Here is a 23551-nt window from a genome sequence, read left to right on the forward strand (position 1 = left end):
CACACCTGCGCTCACCCCCTGGCGGGCGGTCGGCCCAGCCGCCCGCCGCGCGGATCGTCCGGGCCGTCGACGCCTGCGACGACAGGTCCCGGGGCGCCGGTCCCGGCGGGCCCCTCGCGGCACCCGCGCACCTGAGCCCGGCGACCGCGGCGACCGCGCCCCCGAGGTCCTGGCGGCATCGGCCCGGGTCCTCGCCCGAGCCGGCCTTACCTCCCCGTCGGTTGGGTAACCCATGGGTAATGAGCGCCCTTCCGGCCGTACGTGGTTTGATGCGCAGGAGAGGGTGTCCGGGGGCGCGGGAAGGCACAGCCAGCCCACAGAACGGAACTGGCAGGCGGGAATCGTGAGGATCTTCGGCAAGGGACGGCACCGGCCCTCCGCCTCCTGGCGGCAGGCCACCGACCGGGCGTTCACACTGATCGGCGACGGCCGGTACGAGGACGCGGGGGCACTGCTGACGAGGGCCGCCGATCTGGAGCCGTGGCTGTCGGAGTCGTGGTTCAACCTGGCCCTGCTGCACAAGTTCCGGCACGACTGGGAGCAGGCCCGCACGGCCGGACTGCGGGCCGTCGCGCTGCTCGACCGGGACGCCGGGGCGCCCGACTGGTGGAACGTCGGCATCGCCGCCACCGCCCTGCAGGACTGGCCGCTGGCCCGCCGCGCCTGGCAGGCGTACGGGCTGAAGCCGCCCGGGGACGCCACCGACTCCGGCGAGCCGCTCGGCATGAACCTGGGCAGCGCCGCCGTCCGGCTCTCCCCCGAGGGCGAGGCCGAGGTCGTGTGGGGGCGGCGGCTGGACCCGGCCCGGATCGAGGTGCTGTCCATCCCGCTGCCGTCCTCGGGGCGGCGCTGGGGCGAGGTCGTCCTGCACGACGGCGTCCCGCACGGCGAGCGGACCACCGCCGCCGGGCACGCCTACCCGGTCTTCGACGAGATCGAGCTGTGGGCGCCCTCGCCGGTGCCGACCTGGGTGGTGCTGCTGGAGGCGGCGACCGAGTCCGACCGGGACGCGCTGGAGCAGCTCGCCGCGGACGCCGGGTTCGCGGCGGAGGACTGGTCGTCGTCCGTGCGGCTGCTGTGCCGGATGTGCTCGGAGTCGCGGATGCCGGCCGACGAGGGCGACGGGGAGCACCTCGACCCGCACGATCACAGCGAGCCGGGGCACCCGGGGCCGCTGGGGCACCGCACGGACGGGCAGTTGTGGGTGCCGGAGCGGGAGTGCGGGGTGGCCGCGCCGGCTTCGCTGGTCCGGGGGCTGCTGGACGGGTGGGTGGCGGACAGTCCGGATTCCCGGGATTGGCGGGATCTTGAAGAAGTGTGTTAGCCGAGGGTTCGTCGTGGCCGGCCGCGTACTTCCCGGCGCCCCCGGCGGGGCCCGGGGCCCGTACCCTGTATCAGCAACACACCCCCTGTTTTTCTAGGAAGGCGTACGTCCGTCATGGCGCAGCAGGACACCGATCAGCAGCACGTGGGCGTGCTCCCCGTGGACGACGAGGGATACGTCATCGACACGGAGGACTGCGAGGAGCGCGAGGCCGCCTGGCGGGAGCGCGGCACCTCGCGGCCGATCACGGTGGTCGGGAACCCGGTGCTGCACAAGGAGTGCGCGGACGTCACCGACTTCGGCGAGGAGTTCCAGCAGCTCGTCGCGGACATGTTCGCCAGCCAGCGCACCGCCGAGGGCGTGGGCCTGGCCGCCAACCAGATCGGCGTGGACCGCAAGGTCTTCGTCTACGACTGCCCCGACGACGAGGGCGTCCGGCACGTCGGCGTGGTCTGCAACCCCAAGCTCGTCGAGCTGCCCGCCGAGCGGCGCCGCCTCGACGACAGCAACGAGGGCTGCCTGTCCGTGCCGACCGCGTACGCCCCGCTGGCCCGACCCGACTACGCCGAGGTCACCGGGCAGGACGAGAAGGGCAACCCGATCAAGGTGCGGGGCACCGGCTACTTCGCCCGGTGCCTCCAACACGAGACCGATCACCTGTACGGGTACCTCTACATCGACCGGCTCTCCAAGCGGGAACGCAAGGACGCGCTGCGCCAGATGGCCGAGAACGAGCCCCGCTACCCGGTGGTCCCGAACGACTGACCTCCCGCCCCAGGGCCCTCCCGCGCACGGCGCCTGTCCGGCAACACCGCCCGGAACAGGCGCCGTTCGCGTGTGTTTCCCCGGAAAGCCGCCACACACCAGGAGAATCCCGGCACCCGGGCCGGGCAATGGAGCAAATCCGTGCCCGGAGCGGTCAGTTGTGGTGCTGAATGGGAAGGACGGGATACGCAACGGCGCACGTCCGGCACAGCGGGAGGGGCGTGCGTCTTCGGCGGCTGAGAGGGGTTCGTTCGTGCGTTTCTCACACGGCAGCACATCGACACCGACCGCGATCGCCGTCCCACCGTCGCTCGCCCTTCCGGTGATCGAGGCGGCCTTTCCCCGGCGGCTCCATGAGTATTGGCCAAAGCTTCAGGAGAAGACCCGCGCGTGGCTGCTGGAAAAGCGGCTCATGCCGGCCGGCACGGTGGAGGAGCAGGCCGACGGCCTGTGCTACACGGACCTCATGGCCGGCTACTACCTGGGCGCCCCCGACGAGGTCCTCCAGGCCATCGCGGACTTCAGCGCCTGGTTCTTCGTCTGGGACGACCGGCACGACCGGGACATCGTGCACGGCCGGACCGCCGCCTGGCGACGGCTGCGGCGCCACTTGCACACGGCCCTGGAGACCCCCCGGACCCATCTGCACCACGCGGACCCGCTGGTCGCCGGGTTCGCCGACAGTGTGCTGCGCCTGTACGGGTTTCTGCCGGCCACCTGGAACGCCCGGTTCGCCCGGCACTTCCACGCGGTGATCGAGGCGTACGACCGGGAGTTCCACAACCGCGCGCACGGTGTGGTGCCCGGCGTCGAGGAGTACCTCGCGCTGCGCCGGCTCACCTTCGCGCACTGGATCTGGACCGATCTGCTGGAGCCGAGCGCGGGCCGCGAACTCCCCGACCGGGTGCGCGCCCACCCGGCCTACCGGAGGGCCGCGCTGCTCAGCCAGGAATTCGCCGCCTGGTACAACGACCTCTGCTCACTGCCGAAGGAAATCGCGGGCGACGAGGTGCACAACCTCGGCATCAGCCTCATCACGCACGAGAAAATGACCCTGGAGGAGGCCATAGCGGACCTGCGGCGGCGTATCGAGGAATGCGTCGCCGAATTCCCGCTCGCCGAACGGGAGGTGCTGCGGTTCGCCGACGCACTCGCCGACGGAACCGCGGACGGAAAGGAACTCGGCGACACCGTGCGCTCCTGCGTGGCGAACATGCGGAACTGGTTCAGTTCCGTCTACTGGTTCCACCACGAGTCCGGCCGGTACATGGTCGACAGTTGGGACGACCGGTCCACGCCCCCCTACGTCGACAACGAAGCGGCCAGGTGAGAGAGATGACCGTCGAGTCCGCCGGACCCGCCGCCGCGACCGGAACCGCTCTGTCCGAACCGCCCGTCGCGGGCGGCGCCGTACCGCTGCTCGGCCACGGCTGGAGACTCGCCCGCGACCCGCTGGCCTTCCTGACCCGGCTGCGCGACCACGGCGACGTGGTCCGCCTCCGCCTGGGCCCCAAGACGGTGTACGCCGTCACCGCCCCGCACCTCACCGGCGCGCTGGCGCTCAGCCCCGACTACATCATCGCCGGCCCGCTCTGGGAGTCCCTGGAGAGCCTGCTCGGCAAGGAGGGCGTGGCCACCGCCAACGGCCCGCTGCACCGGCGCCAGCGGCGCACCATCCAGCCCGCGTTCCGGCTCGACGCGATCCCCGGGTACGGGCCGGTCATGGCCGAGGAGGCGTACGCGCTGGTGGACCGCTGGAGCACCGGGGAGGTCCTCGACGTCACCGCCGAGTCCTTCCGCGCGGCCGTGCGGGTCTCCGCCCGCTGCCTGATGCGGGGCGGCTACATGGACGTCCACGCCGAGCGCATCTGCGCCGACCTCGCCACGCTGTTCAGCGGCATGTACCAGCGCATGGTCGTGCCCCTCGGGCCGCTCTACCGCGTCCCCGTGCCGAGCAACCGGGAATTCAACCGGGCCCTGGCCGATCTGCACCTCCTGGTCGACGAGATCGTCGCCGACCGGCGGGCGAGCGGCCGGAAACCGGACGATCTGCTGACGGCCCTGCTGGACGCCAAGGACGACCAGGGCGAGCCCATCGGGGAACAGGAGATCCACGACCAGGTCATCGCGATCCTCACGCCCGGCAGCGAAACCGTCGGTTCCATGCTCATGTCGCTGCTCCTGGTGCTCACCGAGCACCCGGAGACCGGTGATCGGATCCGCGCCGAGGTGGAAAGGACGGTGGGCGGCCGGCCCGTCGCCTTCGAGGACGTGCGGAAGCTGACGTACACCGCGAACGTGGTCGTCGAGACCATGCGGCTGCATCCCGCGGTGTGGGTGCTGACCCGGCGGACGGTGGCCGACACCGAGCTGGGCGGGTACCGCATTCCGGCCGGCGCGGACGTCATCTACAGCCCGTACGCCGTCCAGCGCGACCGGCGCTCCTTCGACCGGCCCGAGCAGTTCGACCCCGACCGGTGGCTGCCCGGGCGGAGCGGGGAGGTCCCCAAGTACGCCATGGCCCCGTTCAGCGTGGGCAACCGCAAGTGCCCCAGCGACCACTTCTCCATGGCCGAACTCACCCTGATCACGGCCGTGCTGGCCACCGCCTACCGCTTCGAGCAGGCGCCCGGCTCGGACCCCCGGCCCCGGATCGGCATCACCCTGCGGCCGCGCGCGCTGAAGGTGCGGGCCGTGCCGCGCTGACCCCCGGGCGCCCCGGCGCGCGGTCAGGCGGCCTGCGGGCCCCGGAACGTGCGCCGGTAGGCGTTCGGGGTGACGCCCAGGGCCCGGACGAACTGGTGGCGCAGCGCCGCCGCCGTGCCGAACCCGGCCCGCCAGGCGATGGTGTCCATCGTCTCGTCCGTCGCCTCCAGCAGATGCTGGGCGAACAGCACCCGCTGGCGCAGCAGCCAGCGGTAGGGCGTCGTCCCCGTCTCCTGCTGGAAGCGGCGGGCGAAGGTGCGCGGGGCGAGGTGGGCGCGGGCGGCCAGTTGCTCGACGGTGACCTCCTGGTCGAGGTTGCGTTCCATCCAGGCCAGCACCTCGCCGACGGTGTCGCAGGAGGAGCGCGGCAGGGGCCGCTCGATGTACTGCGCCTGCCCGCCGTCGCGGTGCGGGGGGACCACCATGCGCCGGGCGATGCCGTTGGCGACCTCGGGGCCCTGCTCCTTGCGGACCAGGTGCAGACAGGCGTCGATCCCGGCGGCCGTGCCGGCCGAGGTGATCACCGGGTCCTCGTCGACGTAGAGCACGTCCGGCTCGACGGTGGCCCGCGGGAACTGCCGGGCCAGCTCGTCGGCGTGGTGCCAGTGCACCGCGCAGCGCCGCCCGTCCAGCAGACCGGCGGCGCCCAGCACGAAGACCCCGGAGCACACGCTCAGCACCCGGGTGCCCCGGTCCACCGCCCGCCGCAGCGCGTCGAGCAGCTCCGGCGGGTACTCCCGGCGGGAGTAGTCCGCGCCCGCCGGGACCGCGATCAGATCGGCCTCCTCCAGCCGGTCCAGGCCGTACGGGGTGGAGACCGTCAGCCCGCCCACATGGGTGGACAGCGACGGGCCCTCCGCGGAGACCACCGCGAAGTCGTACACCGGCAGCCCCTCGTCGCTGCGGTCGATGCCGAACACCTCGCAGACCACGCCGAGTTCGAAGGGGTGCACGCCGCCCAGCAGTACCGCCGCCACGTTTCGCAACATGCCGTCAGTCTGCCTCGGAACTGGCAGGAATTCGAGGTCTTACGGCAGTCCTGCCGCTCCCGGTAAGGAGCGTCCGGCGGGACAGTGGTGTGCATGACCGGAGAACAGACAGAAGCCCTCATCGGAATGCTCGTCACCCTCGGCCTCTTCGCCGTGATGGTCCTCCCCTCGGTGGCCGGGATCGTCCGCGACCGGCGGATCGACCGCGAGATCAGGCAGGCCCAGCAGCCCGCGGCGTCGCGTCCGGCGGAGCCCCCGGCCGCCACCTGGTCCGCCGCGGGACGCCGTGCGAAGAAGCTGGTCAGTTCCTGACCCCGACCGGGGCCGGCCCGACGCCGGCGAGAACCGCGAACGGGCCGCCGGGCATGTGCTCCCCGGCGGCCCGCTCCTGTGCCGCGTGCTCCTCCCGGACGAACGGGTCAGTGGGCGGAGCCCGCCGTGGCCGGGGGCAGTTCGACCTGGACGCCCGGGTCGCCCGCGTCGGCCGTGTAGTCGGCGGGGCTGGTCTCGTCGATGCCGTCGGGCGCCTTCGCGGCCCTCAGCACGACCGTCAGGACGACCGTGACCAGGACGTTCAGGACGAAGGCGGTGAGCCCGATGTACCCGATCTCGCCGATGCCCGGGATCTCCTTGGAGGAGCCGCCGAAGTGCTTCTGCGTCGGCGAGGCCACGCCGTACGCGGCGACCGTGCCGTAGACCATGCCGACCGCCCAGCCGGCCAGCAGCGCCCAGCGGTGGAACCAGCGGGTGAACAGGCCGCCCACCAGCGCCGGGAAGGTCTGCAGGATCCAGATGCCGCCGAGCAACTGGAAGTTGATCGCGACCGTCTTGTCCATGCCGAGCACGAAGATCAGCGCACCGACCTTGACCAGCAGCGACACCAGCTTGGAGACCTTGGTCTCCTGCTCCGGCGTGGCGTCGGGCCGGATGAAGTCCTTGTAGATGTTGCGGGTGAAGAGGTTGGCCGCCGCGATGGACATGATGGCCGCCGGGACCAGCGCGCCGATGCCGATCGCCGCGAACGCCACGCCCGCGAACCAGTCCGGGAACATGTCCTCGAAGAGCTGGGGGATCGCCAACTGCCCGTTCTCCACCTTGACCCCGGCCGCGATCGCCATGAAGCCCAGCAGCGCCAGCAGGCCCAGCATCAGCGAGTACAGCGGCAGGATCGTGGTGTTGCGGCGGATCACCTCACGGCTGCGCGAGGAGAGCGTCGCGGTGATCGAGTGCGGGTACATGAACAGCGCCAGCGCGGAGCCGAGGGCCAGCGTGGCGTACGTCCACTGGCCGGCCGGGGCCGGTGTCACCCCGCCGGCGCCCGCCGCCTCGAACTTCTCCCCGGCCGCCGCGAAGATGTCGTCGAAGCCGCCCAGCTTGATCGGGATGTAGATGATCGCGACCGCGATCACGAGATAGATGAGTGTGTCCTTCACGAACGCGATCAGCGCGGGCGCCCGCAGCCCCGAGGAGTAGGTGTACGCGGCGAGCACACCGAAGGCGATCAGCAGCGGCAGGTCCTTGACGAACCAGTTGGTGTCCTCCCCGCCGCCGACGCCCATCACGTCCAGGACGGCCTGGATGCCGACCAGTTGGAGCGCGATGTACGGCATCGTGGCGAGGATGCCGGTGACGGCCACCGCCAGCGACAGCCCCTTCGAGCCGAACCGGCCGCGCACGAAGTCCGAGGTGGTCACGTACCCGTGCTTGTGCGAGACCGACCAGAGCCGGGGCAGGAAGGTGAAGATCAGCGGGTAGACCAGGATCGTGTACGGCACCGCGAAGAAGCCGGAGGCGCCCGCCGCGTAGATCGCCGCCGGGACGGCGACGAAGGTGTAGGCGGTGTAGAGGTCGCCGCCCAGCAGGAACCAGGTGATCCAGGTGCCGAACGAGCGGCCGCCCAGGCCCCACTCGTCCAGGCTGTGCTCGTTCTCGGCCCGGCGCCAGCGGGCGGCCAGGAAGCCCATCGCGGTGACGAGCAGGAAGAAGAAGATGAAGACGGCGAGTGCGACGCCGTTCACGCCCCCGTTCACTTGCCCGCACCTCCCTTGCGGGCGCGCTGGTCACGCTGCCACAGCCGGTACGCGATCGCCGTCAGCGCCGTGGAGATCAGCACCCAGGCCATCTGGTACCAGTAGAAGAACGGGATGCCGATGAACGCCGGGTCGGTCTTCGCGTACGAGCCGACCCAGAGCATGGCGACGAACGGTGCGAGGAGGCAGACGCCGATGACGACGCGCACCGGCGTCACCACCGGCCCCCTGCTTGCTTCCGGGGCTTGTGACATGGCTGCGGCTCCGTCCCCTAGGTGATCACCTCTGCAATGCGCGGCAATCTAGGTGACGGTGACACGACAGCGGAAGACCCCGTCCGCATAACGGTCCGCGGCGGCCGGTCCGGCGCTCGGCAGCAGCGGGAGCCCTCCCGGGGATCGGCCTCCCGCCGGTTCAGTCCTGGGGGCGCTTGAGGCGGGCCACGAACTTGTAGCGGTCGCCCCGGTACACCGAGCGCACCCACTCCACCGGCTGGGCGTCCCGGTCCCGGGAGTGCCGGGAGAGCATCAGCATCGGCAGGCCCACGTCGGTGCCGAGCAGCCCGGCCTCGCGCGGGGTGGCCAGCGAGGTCTCGATGGTCTCCTCGGCCTCGGCGAGATGGACGTCGTACACCTCGGCGAGGGCGGTGTAGAGGGAGGTGTACTTGACCAGGCTGCGGCGCAGGGCGGGGAAGCGCTTGGCGCTCAGATGGGTGGTCTCGATGGCCATCGGCTCCCCGTTGGCCATCCGCAGCCGCTCGATGCGCAGCACCCGGCCGCCGGCGGTGATGTCCAGCAGCCCGGCGAGTCGCTCGTCGGCGGTGATGTAGCCGATGTCCAGGAGCTGCGAGGTGGGTTCCAGGCCCTGGGCGCGCATGTCCTCGGTGTACGAGGTCAGTTGCAGCGCCTGGGAGACCTTGGGCTTGGCGACGAAGGTGCCCTTGCCCTGGATGCGCTCCAGCCGGCCCTCGACGACGAGTTCCTGCAGGGCCTGGCGCACGGTGGTGCGGGAGGTGTCGAACTCGGCGGCCAGCGTGCGCTCGGGCGGTACCGGGGTGCCCGGCGCCTGGGTCCGCGTCATGTCGAGCAGATGCTTCTTCAGACGGTAGTACTTGGGCACGCGCGCGGTACGGACGGCCGCCCCACCCTCGTTCTCCGCACTGCTGACGTCGGTGCTCATGCTCTGCCTTCCCGGCTCCGGGTGCCGAAGCGACCGACATCCGCTATCGGCCACGGCTCACATCGTGGCACGGCGGCGCGCGGGGTGTGCCCGCACGCTCCGTGATCCCCTCTGTATACCTCCGCGCCCCCCGTTGGTCTAGTCCACCGCGCCGTACGGACCCGGTGGTACGCGCCCGCGGACCCCCTCCGCGGGCGCCCGCGCAGGTCGGTGGTACGGCCGCCGGCGACCGTCCGATCTGCCGCTTGCGGAATGAAAGGTCCCTGCATATCTCGGTCGCATCACGGACCCCGGGAGCGCGCTTTCACACCCTTGACAGCCTTATTGGTCTGGGCCAGGCTCCCCGTACTGGTCTACACCATTGGTCCAGGTCCCGGCCCCAAGGGCGGTCACGTGTCTGCGAGTTACCGCGGGGAGGCAGGGGGGTTTGTGGCATCCCTGAGGAGGGTGGCGTGAAGCGCAAGCTGATATCCGCGATCGGTGTCGCGGGCATGATGGTCTCCATCGCGGCGTGCGGGGGCTCCGACGACGGCGCGTCCGGGCAGGACCCGAAGGACCGCAAGGGCGAACTGACCGTCTGGCTGATGGTCGACGCCCAGAGCAGTTGGCCGGAGCTGGTCAAGCAGGCCAACGCCGACTTCAACAAGAAGTACCCGGGCGTCAAGGTCAACGTGCAGTACCAGCAGTGGGCCGACAAGACCAAGAAGCTGGACGCCGCGCTGTCCGGGGACAAGTTCCCCGACGTGGTCGAGCTGGGCAACACCGAGACGATGACGTACATCCTCAACGGTGCCCTCGGCGAGATCGACGAGAAGAAGTACGACAACTCCGACACCTGGATCAAGGGTCTGAAGGACACCTGTTCCTACGAGGGCAAGCTCTACTGCGTCCCGTACTACGCCGGTGCCCGGGTCGCCATCTACAACAAGGACATGTTCAAGGCCGGCACCGGCTCCGACCAGTTGCCCACCACCGAGGACGACCTGCTCAAGGCGCTCGACAAGGTGCAGGCCAAGTACAAGAAGGACAACGCCTTCTCCGCGCTGTACCTGCCGGGCCGCTACTGGTACGCCGCCATGTCCTACGTCGCCGCGTACGGCGGCCAGATCGCCAGCTACGACGAGGGCAGCAAGGAGTGGAAGGCCGCGCTGTCCACGCCCGAGGCGCAGCAGGGCATCCAGCACTTCGTCGACCTGGTCAAGAAGTACAACCACGGCGACCAGACCAAGGACGAGCAGGACCACGCCAACGTCATGGCCAACGAGAAGACGGCCATGCTCTACGGCAACGGCTGGGAGGCCGGCAGCGTCGTCGACTCCAAGGCGAACGGCAACGCCAAGCTCAAGGACAAGATCGCGGTGGCGGGCATGCCCGGCCCGAACGGCAAGGCCCTGCCCTCCTTCATCGGCGGCTCCGACCTGGCCACCATCTCTAAGTCCGACAACCAGGACCTGGCGCAGGACTGGATCTCGATGTTCACCAGCGAGAAGTCCGAGGCCGCGCTCGCCGCCAAGGACATCCTGCCCAACAACACCAAGCAGTTGGAGCCGCTGAAGGCCAAGCCGGCCACGGCCCCGATCGCCAACGCGGTCCCCGACGCGTGGTTCACGCCGATCGCCCCCGGCTGGGCAGCGATCGAGAAGAAGGAGACCCTGGAGACGATGCTGCTCGACATCCTCAAGGGCAAGTCGGTCGCCGACGCCACCAAGGCGGCGGACGCGGAGATCAACTCCATGATCAACGAGAGCGCCTGATCCGGCGCCCCACCCTCGTTGACCTCCGGTGCCCTGCCCGGCCGTCCGGCCGGGCAGGGCCGGTCGGACGGCCGACCCCCTGGCGGTGCGCCGGCCACCGATCCGATGCAGACCCTTCGAACGGAAGGCCAGCACAGTGAGTGCCGCCGACATCAAATCAGCCGAACCGGAGGTGTCCGGCCCGCGGGCGCGTCCCAGTGACGGCCCGGCACCGTCCGCGCCCCGCAGAACCCGGTGGACGAACGGGCCCCTGCTGCCCTACCTGCTGATCGCCCCGGCGGTCGTGGCACTCGCCGCGGTGTTCGTCTGGCCGCTGATCAAGACCGTCGTCATGTCCTTCCAGGACGTCGGCCGACGGGAACTGTGGACCGGAGACGCCGCCGAGTGGGTCGGCTTCGAGCAGTTCACCAACATCCTCGGCGACGGCGAGTTCTACGACGTCCTGTGGCGGACCGTGCTGTTCATGGTCGTGTGCGTGGTCGCCACCATGGCCATCGGCCTCTTCCTCGCTCACTCCATGCAGCGCATGACCAAGGCGGTACGGCTGCTGCTGACCGGCGCGCTGATTGCGGCCTGGTCGCTGCCGCTGCTGGTCGCCACCTCGATCTTCCGCTGGTTCGCCGACTCCGACTACGGCGTCGCCAACATGGTGCTGACCAAGTACTTCGGCATGGACTACCAGGGCCACAACTGGTGGCTCGACCCCAAGCAGGGCTTCTTCATGATCGGCGCGGTGGTGGTGTGGGGCGCGGTGCCCTTCGTCGCCGTCACCCTGTACGCGGCGCTCACCCAGGTACCGGCCGAACTGGAGGAGGCCGCCGAACTCGACGGCGCCGGACGCGCCGGCGTCTTCCGCTACGTCACCTGGCCGGTGATCAAGCCGGTCTTCCAGATGGTGGCCACGCTCTCGGTGATCTGGGACTTCAACGTCTTCGGCCAGGTCTTCCTGATGCGCGGCAACAAGCCCGAACCCGAGTACAACCTCCTCGGCCTGTACTCCTACGAGAAGGCGTTCGAGTCCAACTCCTTCAGCCAGGGCGCCGCCATCGCGCTGATCACCGTGCTGCTCCTGTCCGGCGTGGCCGTCTACTACCTGCGCCAGTTGCTCAAGATCGGAGAGGTCGAGTGAGTGACACGACCGCCACCCGCGCCCCGGCGTCCCCCTACCGGCCCGACCGCAAGAAGCGCAGCCGGCACTTCTACAACGCCGTGGGACTCGTCGCCTTCGTCGTGATGGCCTTCCCGGTCTACTGGCTGATCGTCAGCTCCCTGCGGACCAACGCCGAGATCCGCTCCTACGACCAGAAGCTCTGGCCGACCTCCCTGACCTTCGACAACTTCCGCCGGGCGATCGACGCGCCCAACTTCGGCACCGCCATCCAGTCCAGCCTGATCATCTGCGTGACCGCCGTCGTCGGCGCGATGGTGCTCTCCACCATCGCCGCCTTCGCCATCGGCCGGTTCCGCTTCGCCGGCCGCAAGGTCTTCATGATCGTGCTGCTGGTGGTGCAGTTGCTGCCGCCCACCGCGATGCTCATCCCGCTCTACATCCAGTTGAACGACCTGGGCGCGATCAACGAGTACTGGGGCGTCATCGTCATCTACCTGGTCTCCACGCTGCCGTTCGCCACCTGGATGATCCGCGGCTTCGTGGTGAACATCCCGCTGGAGCTGGAGGAGGCCGCGATGGTCGACGGCTGCTCCCGGATGGGCGCCTTCTGGCGGGTGGTCTTCCCGCTGCTCGCGCCCGGCCTCGCCGCCGCGTCGATCTTCTCCCTCATCAACGCCTGGAACGAGTACCTGCTGGCCTACATCGTGCTCCAGGACAACGACAAATACACGCTCAACGTCTGGCTCATGAACTTCACCACCTCCCGCGGCACGGACTACGGCGCCCTGATGGCCGCCTCCACGCTGATCGCGATACCGGTGGTCGCCTTCTTCATGATCGTCCAGAAGAAGATGGCCGCCGGGCTCACCTCCGGCGCCGTGAAGGGATGACGCCGACCCGATGACGACACTGACCCAGGGCACCGACACCCTCACCCGCAACGCGCTGACCGTCCTCCAGCCCGGCTTCACCGGCACCACCGCCCCCGACTGGCTGCTGCGCCGGCTCGGCGAGGGCCTCGCGGCCGTCGCCCTGTTCGGCCGCAACGTCGCCTCCGCCGAGCAGGTCGCCGCGCTCACCGCCAAGCTGCGCGCCGAACGCGACGACGTGCTGGTCGCCATCGACGAGGAGGGCGGCGACGTCACCCGTCTGGAGGTGCGCACCGGCTCCTCCTTCCCCGGCAACCACGCGCTCGGCGCGGTCGACGACGTGGAGCTGACCCGGGGCGTCGCCGCCGAACTGGGCCGCCGCCTCGCCGCCTGCGGCGTGAACCTCGACTGGGCCCCGTCCGCCGACGTCAACGCCAACCCCGACAACCCGGTGATCGGCGTACGGTCCTTCGGCGCCGACCCCGCCCTGGTCGCCCGGCACACCGCCGCCTACGTCACCGGCCTGCAGTCGGCGGGTGTGGCCGCCTGCACCAAGCACTTCCCCGGCCACGGCGACACCGCCGTCGACTCCCACCACGCGGTGCCGCGCATCGACGCCGACGCCACCGTGCTGGCCGAACGCGACCTGGTGCCGTTCCGCGCGGCGATCGAGGCCGGCACCCGGGCGGTGATGAGCGCCCACATCCTCGCCCCGGCCCTGGACCCGGACCACCCGGGCACCCTCTCCCGGCGGATCCTCATCGAACTCCTCCGCGGCGAACTGGGCTACGACGGCCTGATCGTCACCGACGGCATCGAGATGCGGGCCATCGCCGGCACCTACGGCATCGAACACGGCAGCGTCCTCGCCATCGCGGCCGGCGCCGACGCCATCTGCGTGGGCGGCGGCCTCTCCGACGAGGAGACCGTACGCAGGCTGCGCGACGCCCTGGTCGCCGCCGTCCGCTCCGGCGAACTGCCCGAGGAACGCCTCGCCGACGCCGCCGAGCGCGTCCGCGCCCTGGCCCGCTGGACCTCGGCCACCGCCGCCGCGGGCCGCGCCCTCGCCGCCGACGAGGAGGTCGGCCTGCGCGCCGCCCGCCGCGCCCTGCGCGTCACCGGCGCCGCCGGCTTCACCCCGCTCACCGCACCGCCCTTCGTCGCCTCCCTCACCCCCGCTCCCAACATCGCCGTCGGCAACGAGACCCCCTGGGGCGTCGCCGCCGAACTCCTCCGTCTCCTCCCCGGCACCGAGACCGGCGGCTTCTCCGGCCCCGGCGCCGGCGAAGAGGTACTGCGGGCGGCCGGTGACCGCCGGGTGGTGGCCGTCGTCCGCGACGAACACCGCCACCCCTGGATGGCCGCCGCCCTGGACACCCTGCTGGCCGCCCGCCCCGACACCGTCGTGGTCGAGATGGGCATCCCCCAGGCCCCGCCCCGCGGCGCCCTCCACCTGGCCACGCACGGCGCCGCCAGGGTGTGCGGCCGGGCGGCGGCGGAGGTGCTGACGGGTGGGGAGTGACGGGGTCTGACCTGACGGGGGAGTGACGCGTCCCGGCCGGGGAGCGGCGCGGCCCGTTCCGGCCCGGGAGTGGCGCGACCTCTCCCGGCTGGGGAGCGGTGCAGCCCGTTGCGGTCGGGAAGCGGCACGGCCCATCCCGCCCGGGGGCGACGCGACCCGCCCCGCCCGGAAAGCGGCACAACCCGCCTCGCCGCAAGGCCGCTCACCCCACGACAAAGGCGCCGATCCCCACCGGGACCGGCGCCTTCGCCCTGTGCGGGGCGGGGTTAGATCCCCTGCCAGTCCGGCTTGTTGGCGTACGTGTGCCGGAAGTAGTCGGCGAGCTTCAGCTTGGACGCGGCGGGCTCGTCGACGACCACGGTGGCGTGCGGGTGGAGCTGCAGTGCCGAGGCGGGGCACACCGCGGCGACCGGTCCCTCCACCGTCGCGGCGACCGCGTCCGCCTTGCCCTCGCCGGTGGCGAGCAGCACCAGGTGCCGGGCCTCCAGGATGGTGCCGATGCCCTGTGTGATCACGTGGTGCGGGACCTGCGCGATGTCGCCGTCGAAGAAGCGGGCGTTGTCCACCCGGGTCTGCTCGGTCAGCGTTTTGATCCGGGTCCGCGAGGCCAGCGAGGAACAGGGCTCGTTGAAGCCGATGTGCCCGTCGGTCCCGATGCCCAGCAACTGCAGGTCCACCCCGCCGGCCCCGGCCAGCGCCCGGTCGTACGCCTCGCACGCGGCCTGCACGTCGGCGGCCGTGCCGTCGGGGCCCATGAATGCGTCCATCCCGATCCCGAGCGGCTCCAGCACCTCCCGCCGCAGCACCGACCGGTACGACTCGGGGTGCTCCGCCGGGAGCCCCACGTACTCGTCGAGCTGGGCTATCCGTGCCCGCGAGGTGTCCACGGCACCGGCGCGCACCTTGGCCGCCAGCGCCTCGTACACGGGCAGCGGCGTCGAGCCGGTGGCCACCCCGAGCAGGGCGTCGGGCTTGCGCCTGAGCAGCTCCGCCATGGCCTCGGCGATCAGCTCGCCGCCCGCCCTGGCGTCCGGAACGATGACAACTTCCACGCTGGCCTGCCGTTCTGAAGAGGGGACTGGAGAACACCCCGGGAAGGGCTCTGTGGTTTAGACCAATCTAACAGAGCGGCGCCTTCCCTCCCAGGTTCCCCGGGCCCCCGACCGGCCGCCACCGCACGGCGGACGCGCCCCCGGCCGCGACCTCCGGCCCCCGGCGCCCGGCCCCGGCTCCCGGTGCTCGGCCCCCAGTTCCCGACCCCCGGCGCCCTACGGCAGCGAACCCCCCGTCGCGTCCACCCAGCTCCCCGTGACCCACCGGCCGGCGTCCGAGGCCAGGAAGGCGACCACGTCGGCCACCTCCGCCGGGCTGCCCACCCCGCCGAGCGCCGAGAACGCCGCCGCCCGGGCCCAGCCGCCCTCGGTGCCGTGCAGCATCGGGGCGGTGTTGTCGGTGTCGATGATCCCGGGCGCCACCGAGTTCACCGTGATGCCCCGGGGGCCCAGCACCTTGGACAGGTCGCGGGAGAAGACGTCCAGCGCGCCCTTGGTCATCGCGTAGGCGATGTTGTCCGGCATCAGGGCGGTGCGGGCCAGGCCCGAGGAGATGTTGATGATCCGCCCGCCGTCGCGGAGCCGCCGGATGCCGTGCTGGACGAGGAAGAAGGGCGCCTTCACGTTCACCGCGAAGACCTGGTCGTACTCCTCCTCCGTTATCTCCTTGATCGGCCGGGCGCTGCCGATCCCCGCGTTGTTCACCAGGATGTCCAGTCCGTCCGCGTGCCGGTCGAACTCCGCCCACAGCGCCTCGGCGTCCCCCGGCCGGCCCAGCTCCGCGCCGATGGCGAACGCCGAGCCGCCCGCCTCCTCGATGGCGGCGACCGTCTCCTTCGCCGCCGCCTCGCTCCTGCCGTAGTGCACCGCGACCCGGGCGCCGTCCCGCCCCAGCCGCTCGGCGATCCCCCGCCCGATGCCCCTGCTCGCGCCCGTGACCAGCGCCGTCCTGCCCGTGAGCACGCCCATGGTGCCGCCCCCTTCAAATCTCTAGCGGTCGCTACAGAAAAAACCGTACAACACTCCGGCGGCCTTTCTCTAGTGCTCGCTATAAAATCCACCCATGGCAACCGCACCCGGCCGCGGCCGTGGCCGCCCCCGCTCCTTCGACCGCGCCACCGCCCTGGAGAAGGCGCTGATGGCCTTCTGGGAACACGGCTACGAGGCCACGTCCGTCGCCGACCTCACCCGGGTCATGGACATCGGCGCCCCCAGCCTCTACGCCGCCTTCGGCGACAAGCGCTCGCTGTTCGAGGAGGTCGTCGCGGAGTACGGCAGCCGCTACGGCTCCTTCACCGACCGCGCCCTCGCCGAGGAGCCCACCGCCCGCGCCGCCGTGGAACGCGCCCTGCGCCAGGCCGCCGTCGAGTACACGCTCCCCGGCCGCCCGCACGGCTGCCTCGTCGTCCACGCGGCCACCAACTGCTCCACGCCCGAGGTCGAACAGTTCCTGCGCGACCGGCGCAACGCCAACATCGCCGCGTTCGAGAGCCGGATACGGGCCGACGTCGCCGCGGGCGTCCTGCCGGCGGACACCGACGCCGCCGCCCTGGCCCGGCACACCGGCGCCATGATCCAGGGCATGTCCCAGCAGGCGCGCGACGGCGCGAGCCGGGCGGAGCTGGAGGCGCTCGTCGAAATTGCCCTGTCCGTCTGGCCCCGCTCATGAGCCGACGGGGTTACTCTGCTGCTGGGTGTTCGGGCGTCCGAGCAGTCGGCGGAATGTGACAAGAACGGACGCGTCCGCCGCATGGACACCGATAGTGGTCTAGTCCACAATGGCCACGGGTCGTTCGAACACCGAGCACCTCACGTCAGGCTTCCGCCTTCCCCGCACAGGAGGGCGGACCGAGGAACCGGGCTCTCTGCCCTGACTGCCCCGGCTCCTCGACCTTCGGCCGACCGGGACCGCACACCCCACGGCCGAATATTGCTCCGGGCTGCGGTGCCGGGAGGGTTGAGGGTCCCTCCCAGGCGCCGCGGCCCGCGGGTGTTCCCGGACCCGGCCGACCGGCCCGTACGCGGCCGGTGCTCGGCCTGTGCATGACCCGTACGCGGTCGGTGGCGCGGCCCGTACGCGGCCGGTGCCCGGTCGGTGCGCGGCCCGAAGTGGCCGGTTCCGATCGGTGTCCGAACCGGCGGGTACGCTCACCCCGTGCCCTCCATGAACGAACTCGTGCGCCAGCACACCGCCCTGGACGACTCCGACCTCGAGTGGCTCCACCTGCTGGTCTCGGAGTGGCAGCTCCTCTCCGACCTCTCCTTCGCCGACCTGGTCCTGTGGGTGCCCACCCGCGACGGCACCCGGTACGTCTCGGTCGCCCAGATGCGGCCGAACACCGGCCCCACCTCGTACCAGGACGACATGGTCGGCCATCTCGTCCCGCGCGGCCGGCGCCCCATGCTGGACGCGGCCCTGGACGAGGGCCGGATCGTGCGCGAGGGCGATCCGGAGTGGCGCGAGGAGGTCCCGGTCCGCGTCGAGTCGATCCCGGTACGGCGCCACGGGCGCGTGCTGGGCGTCATCGCCCGCAACACCAACCTGCTCACCGTGCGCACCCCGAGCCGACTGGAGCTGACGTACCTCCAGAGCGCCTCCGACCTGGCCCAGATGATCGCGGCCGGTTCCTTCCCGTTCGAGAACCAGCAGGTCGACATGGACGCCTCGCCGCGCGTCGGCGACGGTCTGATCCGGGTGGACGGCGACGGCATCGTCCAGTACGCCTCGCCGAACGCGCTGTCGGCGTACCACCGGATGGGCCTCGCGGCGGACCTGGTCGGCCATCACCTGGGCCGGACCACCGCCGAACTCGCCCCCTCGCGCGGCCCGGTGGACGAGGCGCTCGCCAAGGTGGCCAGCGGCTGGGCGCCACGCGAGTTCGAGATCGAGGCCAACGACGGCGTGATCCAGTTCCGCGCCATCCCGCTCAAGCCCAAGGGCACCCGCATCGGCTCGCTGGTACTGCTCCGGGACGTGACGGAACTGCGCCGCCGCGAACGCGAGTTGATCACCAAGGACGCCACCATCCGGGAGATCCACCACCGGGTGAAGAACAACCTCCAGACGGTGGCCGCGCTGCTCCGCCTCCAGGCCCGCCGGATCGGCTCCGAACGCGGGCGCGAGGCGCTGGAGGAGGCCGTGCGCCGGGTGGGGTCGATCGCCATCGTGCACGAGACGCTGTCCCAGAACCTGGACGAGCGGGTGGAGTTCGACGAGATCGCCGACCGGGTGCTGGCGATGGTCGCCGAGATCTCGCCGGGCAAGGTCACCGGCCGGCGCACCGGCCGCTTCGGCATCCTGGACGCCGAGGTCGCCACCCCGCTGTCGATGGTGTTGACCGAGATCCTGCAGAACGCGCTGGAGCACGGTTTCCGCGAGGGCGACACCGGCACGGTCGAGGTCTCGGCGGTCCGCGGCGGCACCAGCAAGGAGGCCCGTCTGCTGGTCACCGTCCAGGACGACGGCGTCGGCCTGCCCGAGGGCTTCGACCCGCACCGCTCGGGCAACCTGGGCCTGCAGATCGTCCGCACCCTGGTGGAGGGCGAGCTGGGCGGCGCCTTCGACATGGTCCCGGCCCCCGAGCGCGGCACCCGGGTGATCCTCGACATCCCGGTGCCCGCGCAGAAGTGAGCCCGGCCGCTCACCGGACGGTATCCGCGCAGAAGTGAGCCCGGCCGCTCACCGGAGAGTACGCAGCAAGTACGCAGCAAAAAGCCCCGGATCACCAGTGATCCGGGGCCAGTGCTCGCTGCTGCCCTTGGGGGTACCCCTGGCTCGAAGAGCTTCGGGGAGCATCGGGGGTACTGCGCGCTGCGGCTCGGGGGCGGGAGATGCGTACTCGCTGTACGCGCCGCCAAGCTCAGGCTGTTTGCGGGGCGGGTGTGTCAGGCGGATGCCTGACGGGCCCGGTTGCGGGCGGCGCGGCGCTTCATGGCACGGCGCTCGTCCTCGCTGAGACCACCCCAGACGCCGGAGTCCTGACCGGACTCGAGCGCCCACTGCAGGCACTGCTCGATAACCGGGCAGCGACGGCAGACGGCCTTGGCTTCCTCGATCTGCAGCAGCGCAGGACCGGTGTTGCCGATGGGGAAGAAGAGCTCGGGGTCTTCCTCGCGGCAAACGGCGCGGTGACGCCAGTCCATGGCTGCTACCTCTCCTTGGTATGACTTGCAGGTTGCTTGTGAATGTGAACGCTTTCACGAATCCCTCAACAAGTGAAGGGCCGACCGCCAATCCTTGGCGTGGTCCTTGGTTTGAAGAGGGGTTCCGGTGATCTGTGGAGGCCGGTGTTGCGGGCCGTCCCGATCGCCACGTAGAGACTCGCAAACCTCAGCGGCGGATACAACCCCTTCCGGAAAGTTTTTTTTGATTCTTCGGTGTCGACTAGGTCACAGCCGTACTTCCATGGGGTGGACCCTGGCCTAAACGTTCGAGTGAAAGGACTTTCGCCCGTTCTGCTCACACAATCACACGCAGTGCACGGCGTACGCCTGTGAACGTCACGCTGGTACGCAGCCCCAGGTGGTCACCGTCCATCTGGAGGGGCAGCGGCACCTTCGAATGCAAGGTGAAGTCGGTCAGATCGTGCAGCGACACGGCGTGCTTTCCCCGGGGTCCGCGCTCGGGGGACGAAGTGAGCAACTGGGTGCCATACCGGGCAACAGCGGCCGTGGAGAGGCGGCTGAGGCCCAGTACGTCGAGTCCGGTGTCGAACGAGGCTTTAGGTGACGCATAGATCGGGCGATTACCCAGGAAAGTCCAGGGGCATGTGTTCGAGACTATGGAGAGGACCAGATCCGTGACCGGTTCCTCACCGACCCGCTCCAAAGTGATCGTCCCGCTGCGCCGGTGCGGCTCGCCCAGCAACTGGCGCACGACCTGACGGACGTAGAGCGCGTGGGTCGACTTCTTGCCCCGCTCGCGCTTCTGCTCGACCCGGCCGACGACACCGGCGTCGAAGCCGAGTCCGGCGTTGAAGGTGAACCAGCGGGCGGGCACGGCCTCGTCCTCCGAGCCCGGGGTGCCGGAGGCCAGCCCCAGGCCCACGGTGCGCTCGCTGCCCCGGCGCAGGGCGTCCAGCAGGGCGCCGGTGGCCTCCACCGCGTGGTTGGGCAGGCCGAGGGCGCGGGCGAAGACATTGGTGGAGCCGCCGGGGACCACCGCCAGGCCGGGCAGGTGCTCCGGGTCGGGGCCCGCGTGCAGCAGGCCGTTGACGACCTCGTTGACGGTGCCGTCGCCGCCGAGGGCGACCACCAGCTCGATGTCCTGGCTCAGCGCCGCCTGCTTGCCGAGGTCCCGGGCGTGGCCGCGGTACTCGGTGGTGACCGCCTCCAGCTTCATCTCGCTGGCGAGCGCGTGGATCAGTACGTCGCGCGTGCGCGCGCTCGTGGTGGTTGCCGCCGGGTTGACCACGAGAAGTGCACGCATGGGTTGCAGGGTACCTACTGGGCGGTACCGGGCCCAGACCAAGGTGTGGATCAGGGAGGCGATACCGGCGTGAACCTGGACACGGACCCCGGTGCCGTGCGGGCTACCCTTCAGGGGTGAGCAGTGAGCAGAACCCCCGCCCCGAAGCCGCCGCCCCCGTCGCCGCCGGCGAGCCGGGCCCCCGCCCGGCCCGGCTGACCGCCGCGGCCGCACTCGCCGGGCTGGAGGGGCTCGCGCTCGTCGTCGGCGGGCTGTGGATGCTGGTGGGCGGCCTCACCGGCCACCCCGACGACCGCACCCAGGCCGTCACCGGCGGGGTCACCCTGGTCGTCCTCGCGCTGCTGCCGCTGCTGGCCGCCCGGGGACTGCTCGCCCGGCGGGGCTGGAGCCGGGGGCCCGCCGTGATCACGCAGATCATGGCGCTGCCGGTGGCCTACAACCTGCTCCAGGCCGACAGCGTCGCCATCCCCGCGGGGATCGTGCTCGCGGTCGTGGCCGTCGCGGCGCTGGTGCTGATCGTGAACCCCGAGACCACGCGGGCCCTCGGCATCCGGGGGCCCGGCGGCACCCGCGAGTAGCGGGTCGGCCGGTCCGCTCCGGCGGCACCCGCGAGCAGCCGGCCCGCCGGTCCGGCGGCCCACTGGTCCCCTGCGAGACCCGCCCCGCGCGGCCTCACTCCTCGACGAGCAGCTTCTCCCGCAACTGCGCCAGGGTGCGCGCCAGCAGCCGGGAGACGTGCATCTGCGAGATGCCGACCTCCTGGGCGATCTGCGACTGCGTCATGTTGCCGAAGAAGCGCAGCAGCAGGATCCGCTTCTCCCGGGGCGGCAGGTCCTCCAGGAGCGGCTTGAGCGACTCGCGGTACTCGACGCCCTCCAGCGCCTCGTCCTCCGCGCCGAGGGTGTCCGCGACCGCCGGGGACTCGTCGTCCGTGTCGGGGACGTCCAGGGACAGGGTGGAGTACGCGTTGGCGGACTCCAGGCCCTCCAGGACCTCCTCCTCCGAGATGCCGAGCTTCTCGGCCAGCTCGTGCACGGTGGGGGAGCGGCCGTGCAACTGGGACAGCTCCGCCGTGGCCGTGGTGAGCGACAGCCGCAGCTCCTGCAGGCGGCGCGGGACCCGTACCGCCCAGCCCTTGTCCCGGAAGTGCCGCTTGATCTCGCCGACCACCGTCGGGGTCGCGTACGTGGAGAACTCCACGCCGCGGTCCGGGTCGAAGCGGTCGACGGACTTGATCAGCCCGATGGTGGCGACCTGGGTGAGGTCGTCCAGCGGCTCCCCGCGGTTGCGGAAGCGGCGCGCGAGGTGCTCGACGAGCGGCAGGTGCATGCGGACCAGCCGGTTGCGCAGCTCCGCGTACTCGGGGCTGCCGTCCGCCAGTCCGCGCAGCTCGGTGAAGAGGGCACGCGCCCCGCTGCGGTCCTGCGGATCGTGGTGTGCGCCCGGCACGCCCCGCGCGCCCGGCGCGTCGTCCTCGGAGTGTCGCTCGTGCTCGCTCATCGTCCCGCCCGTAGCCCTTTCCGGAGCCCTCGCCTCCGCTCGGCCGGGCCGGGCGGGGCCGCCCCCGCTCCGCCCGCCCGCAGGCGCGCTCTGCACGGCACCGTCCCCGCTCCCGGCCCGCCGCCCTTCGCCCGGGACGCCGGTTCCCGCGCCGGCCTCCTCGGTGGTGTCCTCGGGGTGCGGGCGGGCCTGCTCGGGGATGCCGTCGATGCCATCGATGCCATCCGCCGTGCACCGGGTCCCGTTCGGGGAACGGGGGTCCTCGTACGGCAGCTCCCGTGTGCCGCGATTCTCGTCCCGCACCGGCCCGTCCCCTGTCCTCACGCCGGCCCGGGTCCCGCGCCGCGCTGTTTGTAGAGACTGATCGACACGGTGTTGTCCTCGTCCACGGCGGAGGAGACCTTGCCCGCCAGGGCGGACAGGACGGTCCAGGCGAAGGTGTCGCGCGACGGGGCGTGGCCGTCCGTGGTGGGCGCCGAGACGGTGACCTCCAGCGAGTCGTCGACGAGGCGGAAGACACAGCTCAGCACGGAGCCGGGCACGGCCTGCTGGAGCAGGATCGCGCAGGCTTCGTCCACCGCGATGCGCAGGTCCTCGATCTCGTCGAGGGTGAAGTCCAAACGGGCCGCGAGGCCGGCCGTCGCCGTACGCAGCACCGACAGGTAGGCACCCGCGGCCGGCAGCCGGACTTCCACGAAGTCCTGGGTCGCGGGCTCGCCTGCGATCTGGGACACCCTCACCTCCAAGGTGGTACAAGCGTTTCAGGGCCGAGGGTCAGCCCTCGGGTAACGCGGTGACGCGATACGTGGTTCAGCGGTGACGTTATCGCGCTCGGAACTTTCCTGTCCCCGAGACCCCAACCCCTTGCTGTCACTCATAGTAAACACCTGAACACGCTGAGTGGCTAGAGGTCGGGCGGGCCCAAATCGGAAGAGCGCGCGCCGGGTTGACGTACCCAGGCGTCAGACGGTCGAACCGTCCCCTCCCGGGCCGCCCTCAGCTTGGCACGAGGACGTGGTCGACGAAGCACCAGCGCCAGTCCTCGCCGGGCTCGAAGGTCCGCATCACCGGGTGCCCGGTCGCCTGGTGGTGGGCGGTGGCGTGCCTGCGCGGCGAGGAGTCGCAGCAGCCGACATGACCGCAGGTGAGGCAGAGCCGCAACTGCACCGGGTCCGTACCCTCGGCCAGGCACTCCGGACAGGTCTCGCTCAGCGGCCTCGGCTCCGGGTGCGGCAGCGCGTCGACGTGCGTGCACTGTTTCATGATTGCCAGGTTACGACGGGTGCGCGGGTGACCGCGCGGAAGAAGAGGGCGGGCGGGGA

At 71.2% G+C, this 23551-nt stretch carries 23 protein-coding genes; 12 read left to right on the forward strand and 11 right to left on the reverse strand.

The genetic code is table 11. The annotated features are described in order from the left end of the window. Positions 1-343: 343 nt before the first annotated feature. The 4 genes from IE316_RS24630 (at position 344) to IE316_RS24645 (ending at position 4795) form a co-directional block, all read left to right on the forward strand. Positions 344-1324 (forward strand): tetratricopeptide repeat protein, encoded by a 981-nt coding sequence (locus IE316_RS24630; RefSeq protein ID WP_190206647.1) that lies wholly within the window; start codon positions 344-346, stop codon positions 1322-1324. Positions 1325-1438: 114 nt separating this feature from the next. After that, the gene (gene def, locus IE316_RS24635; RefSeq protein WP_190206648.1) at positions 1439-2089 is read left to right on the forward strand and encodes a peptide deformylase; all 651 of its coding nucleotides are present in this window, start codon (positions 1439-1441) and stop codon (positions 2087-2089) included. 253 nt (positions 2090-2342) lie between these two features. Continuing rightward, complete coding sequence (gene cyc1 / locus IE316_RS24640; RefSeq protein WP_190206649.1) at positions 2343-3419, forward strand: epi-isozizaene synthase; 1077 nt, start codon at positions 2343-2345, stop codon at positions 3417-3419. Between the two features lie 5 nt (positions 3420-3424). After that, entirely contained in the window at positions 3425-4795 is a 1371-nt protein-coding gene (locus IE316_RS24645) for a bifunctional albaflavenone monooxygenase/terpene synthase (RefSeq protein WP_190206650.1), read from the forward strand. A gap of 23 nt (positions 4796-4818) precedes the next feature. Here the strand turns inward: IE316_RS24645 and IE316_RS24650 are convergent, their stop codons facing one another. Further along, positions 4819-5784 (reverse strand): GlxA family transcriptional regulator, encoded by a 966-nt coding sequence (locus IE316_RS24650; RefSeq protein ID WP_190206651.1) that lies wholly within the window; start codon positions 5782-5784, stop codon positions 4819-4821. Positions 5785-5877: 93 nt separating this feature from the next. Between IE316_RS24650 and IE316_RS24655 the strand changes: the two genes are divergently transcribed. Continuing rightward, positions 5878-6096 (forward strand): hypothetical protein, encoded by a 219-nt coding sequence (locus IE316_RS24655; protein WP_190206652.1) that lies wholly within the window; start codon positions 5878-5880, stop codon positions 6094-6096. A gap of 107 nt (positions 6097-6203) precedes the next feature. Here IE316_RS24655 and mctP read toward each other — a convergent pair whose 3' ends face one another. The 3 genes from mctP to IE316_RS24670 form a co-directional block, all read right to left on the reverse strand. After that, positions 6204-7814, reverse strand: a complete 1611-nt coding sequence (gene mctP / locus IE316_RS24660) for a monocarboxylate uptake permease MctP (protein ID WP_190206653.1) — start codon at positions 7812-7814, stop codon at positions 6204-6206. Continuing rightward, positions 7811-8068 (reverse strand): DUF3311 domain-containing protein, encoded by a 258-nt coding sequence (locus tag IE316_RS24665; protein WP_190206654.1) that lies wholly within the window; start codon positions 8066-8068, stop codon positions 7811-7813. Before IE316_RS24665 ends, mctP begins: the two co-directional genes overlap by 4 nt. 160 nt (positions 8069-8228) lie before the next feature. Continuing rightward, entirely contained in the window at positions 8229-8993 is a 765-nt protein-coding gene (locus IE316_RS24670; RefSeq protein ID WP_190206655.1) for a GntR family transcriptional regulator, read from the reverse strand. Positions 8994-9445: 452 nt separating this feature from the next. Here IE316_RS24670 and IE316_RS24675 point away from each other — a divergent pair, with 452 nt between their 5' ends. From IE316_RS24675 to IE316_RS24690, 4 genes are all read left to right on the forward strand, one after another. Beyond that, entirely contained in the window at positions 9446-10747 is a 1302-nt protein-coding gene (locus tag IE316_RS24675) for a sugar ABC transporter substrate-binding protein (protein ID WP_190206656.1), read from the forward strand. Positions 10748-10883: 136 nt separating this feature from the next. Next, positions 10884-11876, forward strand: a complete 993-nt coding sequence (locus IE316_RS24680; RefSeq protein WP_190206657.1) for a carbohydrate ABC transporter permease — start codon at positions 10884-10886, stop codon at positions 11874-11876. After that, on the forward strand, positions 11873-12748 hold the full coding sequence (locus IE316_RS24685; RefSeq protein ID WP_190206658.1) for a carbohydrate ABC transporter permease: 876 nt from the start codon (positions 11873-11875) through the stop codon (positions 12746-12748). The genes IE316_RS24680 and IE316_RS24685 overlap by 4 nt, the downstream gene beginning before the upstream one ends. Before the next feature lie 10 nt (positions 12749-12758). Beyond that, a complete protein-coding gene (locus IE316_RS24690; protein ID WP_190206659.1) occupies positions 12759-14249 on the forward strand; it encodes a glycoside hydrolase family 3 protein in 1491 nt (496 codons plus the stop codon). 266 nt (positions 14250-14515) lie between these two features. On the opposite strand, the gene nagB is transcribed toward IE316_RS24690, so the two are convergent. Together nagB and IE316_RS24700 are read right to left on the reverse strand one after the other, a co-directional pair. Further along, positions 14516-15301, reverse strand: a complete 786-nt coding sequence (nagB, locus tag IE316_RS24695; RefSeq protein ID WP_190206660.1) for a glucosamine-6-phosphate deaminase — start codon at positions 15299-15301, stop codon at positions 14516-14518. A 216-nt stretch (positions 15302-15517) separates the two neighbouring features. Next, on the reverse strand, positions 15518-16270 hold the full coding sequence (locus IE316_RS24700; RefSeq protein WP_190206661.1) for an SDR family oxidoreductase: 753 nt from the start codon (positions 16268-16270) through the stop codon (positions 15518-15520). A 94-nt stretch (positions 16271-16364) separates the two neighbouring features. Here IE316_RS24700 and IE316_RS24705 point away from each other — a divergent pair, with 94 nt between their 5' ends. Together IE316_RS24705 and IE316_RS24710 are read left to right on the forward strand one after the other, a co-directional pair. Further along, positions 16365-16970 (forward strand): TetR/AcrR family transcriptional regulator, encoded by a 606-nt coding sequence (locus IE316_RS24705; RefSeq protein ID WP_190206662.1) that lies wholly within the window; start codon positions 16365-16367, stop codon positions 16968-16970. Between the two features lie 495 nt (positions 16971-17465). Next, complete coding sequence (locus tag IE316_RS24710) at positions 17466-18932, forward strand: PAS domain-containing sensor histidine kinase (protein WP_190206824.1); 1467 nt, start codon at positions 17466-17468, stop codon at positions 18930-18932. 254 nt (positions 18933-19186) lie between these two features. On the opposite strand, the gene IE316_RS24715 is transcribed toward IE316_RS24710, so the two are convergent. Together IE316_RS24715 and IE316_RS24720 are read right to left on the reverse strand one after the other, a co-directional pair. Beyond that, positions 19187-19444: a WhiB family transcriptional regulator gene (locus tag IE316_RS24715; RefSeq protein WP_029383210.1), complete on the reverse strand. Its 258-nt coding sequence runs from the start codon at positions 19442-19444 to the stop codon at positions 19187-19189. Positions 19445-19760: 316 nt separating this feature from the next. Then, positions 19761-20729 (reverse strand): diacylglycerol/lipid kinase family protein, encoded by a 969-nt coding sequence (locus IE316_RS24720; protein ID WP_190206663.1) that lies wholly within the window; start codon positions 20727-20729, stop codon positions 19761-19763. Between the two features lie 116 nt (positions 20730-20845). On the opposite strand from IE316_RS24720, the gene IE316_RS24725 reads away from it, so the two are divergent. Further along, positions 20846-21307: a hypothetical protein gene (locus tag IE316_RS24725; RefSeq protein ID WP_190206664.1), complete on the forward strand. Its 462-nt coding sequence runs from the start codon at positions 20846-20848 to the stop codon at positions 21305-21307. Between the two features lie 94 nt (positions 21308-21401). On the opposite strand, the gene IE316_RS24730 is transcribed toward IE316_RS24725, so the two are convergent. From IE316_RS24730 to IE316_RS24740, 3 genes are all read right to left on the reverse strand, one after another. Next, the gene (locus IE316_RS24730; RefSeq protein WP_190206665.1) at positions 21402-22532 is read right to left on the reverse strand and encodes an RNA polymerase sigma factor SigF; all 1131 of its coding nucleotides are present in this window, start codon (positions 22530-22532) and stop codon (positions 21402-21404) included. 17 nt (positions 22533-22549) lie between these two features. Then, on the reverse strand, positions 22550-22963 hold the full coding sequence (locus IE316_RS24735; RefSeq protein WP_019326945.1) for an ATP-binding protein: 414 nt from the start codon (positions 22961-22963) through the stop codon (positions 22550-22552). A 262-nt stretch (positions 22964-23225) separates the two neighbouring features. Next, on the reverse strand, positions 23226-23492 hold the full coding sequence (locus IE316_RS24740) for a UBP-type zinc finger domain-containing protein (protein ID WP_190206666.1): 267 nt from the start codon (positions 23490-23492) through the stop codon (positions 23226-23228). Positions 23493-23551 lie beyond the last annotated feature (59 nt).

Origin of the sequence: Streptomyces fumanus, from assembly GCF_014655295.1 — a bacterium.
Taxonomy (GTDB): Bacteria; Actinomycetota; Actinomycetes; order Streptomycetales; family Streptomycetaceae; genus Streptomyces; species Streptomyces fumanus.

What these genes read in the sequence shown, in the direction of transcription:
- IE316_RS24700 (WP_190206661.1), bottom strand. Translation starts at nt 16,270, where the DNA reads ATGGGCGTGCTCACGGGCAGGACGGCGCTGGTCACGGGCGCGAGCAGG.
- IE316_RS24645 (WP_190206650.1), top strand. Translation starts at nt 3,425, where the DNA reads ATGACCGTCGAGTCCGCCGGACCCGCCGCCGCGACCGGAACCGCTCTG.
- IE316_RS24670 (WP_190206655.1), bottom strand. Translation starts at nt 8,993, where the DNA reads ATGAGCACCGACGTCAGCAGTGCGGAGAACGAGGGTGGGGCGGCCGTC.
- IE316_RS24740 (WP_190206666.1), bottom strand. Translation starts at nt 23,492, where the DNA reads ATGAAACAGTGCACGCACGTCGACGCGCTGCCGCACCCGGAGCCGAGG.
- IE316_RS24720 (WP_190206663.1), bottom strand. Translation starts at nt 20,729, where the DNA reads ATGCGTGCACTTCTCGTGGTCAACCCGGCGGCAACCACCACGAGCGCG.
- IE316_RS24655 (WP_190206652.1), top strand. Translation starts at nt 5,878, where the DNA reads ATGACCGGAGAACAGACAGAAGCCCTCATCGGAATGCTCGTCACCCTC.
- IE316_RS24665 (WP_190206654.1), bottom strand. Translation starts at nt 8,068, where the DNA reads ATGTCACAAGCCCCGGAAGCAAGCAGGGGGCCGGTGGTGACGCCGGTG.
- IE316_RS24705 (WP_190206662.1), top strand. Translation starts at nt 16,365, where the DNA reads ATGGCAACCGCACCCGGCCGCGGCCGTGGCCGCCCCCGCTCCTTCGAC.
- IE316_RS24690 (WP_190206659.1), top strand. Translation starts at nt 12,759, where the DNA reads ATGACGACACTGACCCAGGGCACCGACACCCTCACCCGCAACGCGCTG.
- IE316_RS24650 (WP_190206651.1), bottom strand. Translation starts at nt 5,784, where the DNA reads ATGTTGCGAAACGTGGCGGCGGTACTGCTGGGCGGCGTGCACCCCTTC.
- IE316_RS24710 (WP_190206824.1), top strand. Translation starts at nt 17,466, where the DNA reads ATGAACGAACTCGTGCGCCAGCACACCGCCCTGGACGACTCCGACCTC.
- IE316_RS24715 (WP_029383210.1), bottom strand. Translation starts at nt 19,444, where the DNA reads ATGGACTGGCGTCACCGCGCCGTTTGCCGCGAGGAAGACCCCGAGCTC.
- def (WP_190206648.1), top strand. Translation starts at nt 1,439, where the DNA reads ATGGCGCAGCAGGACACCGATCAGCAGCACGTGGGCGTGCTCCCCGTG.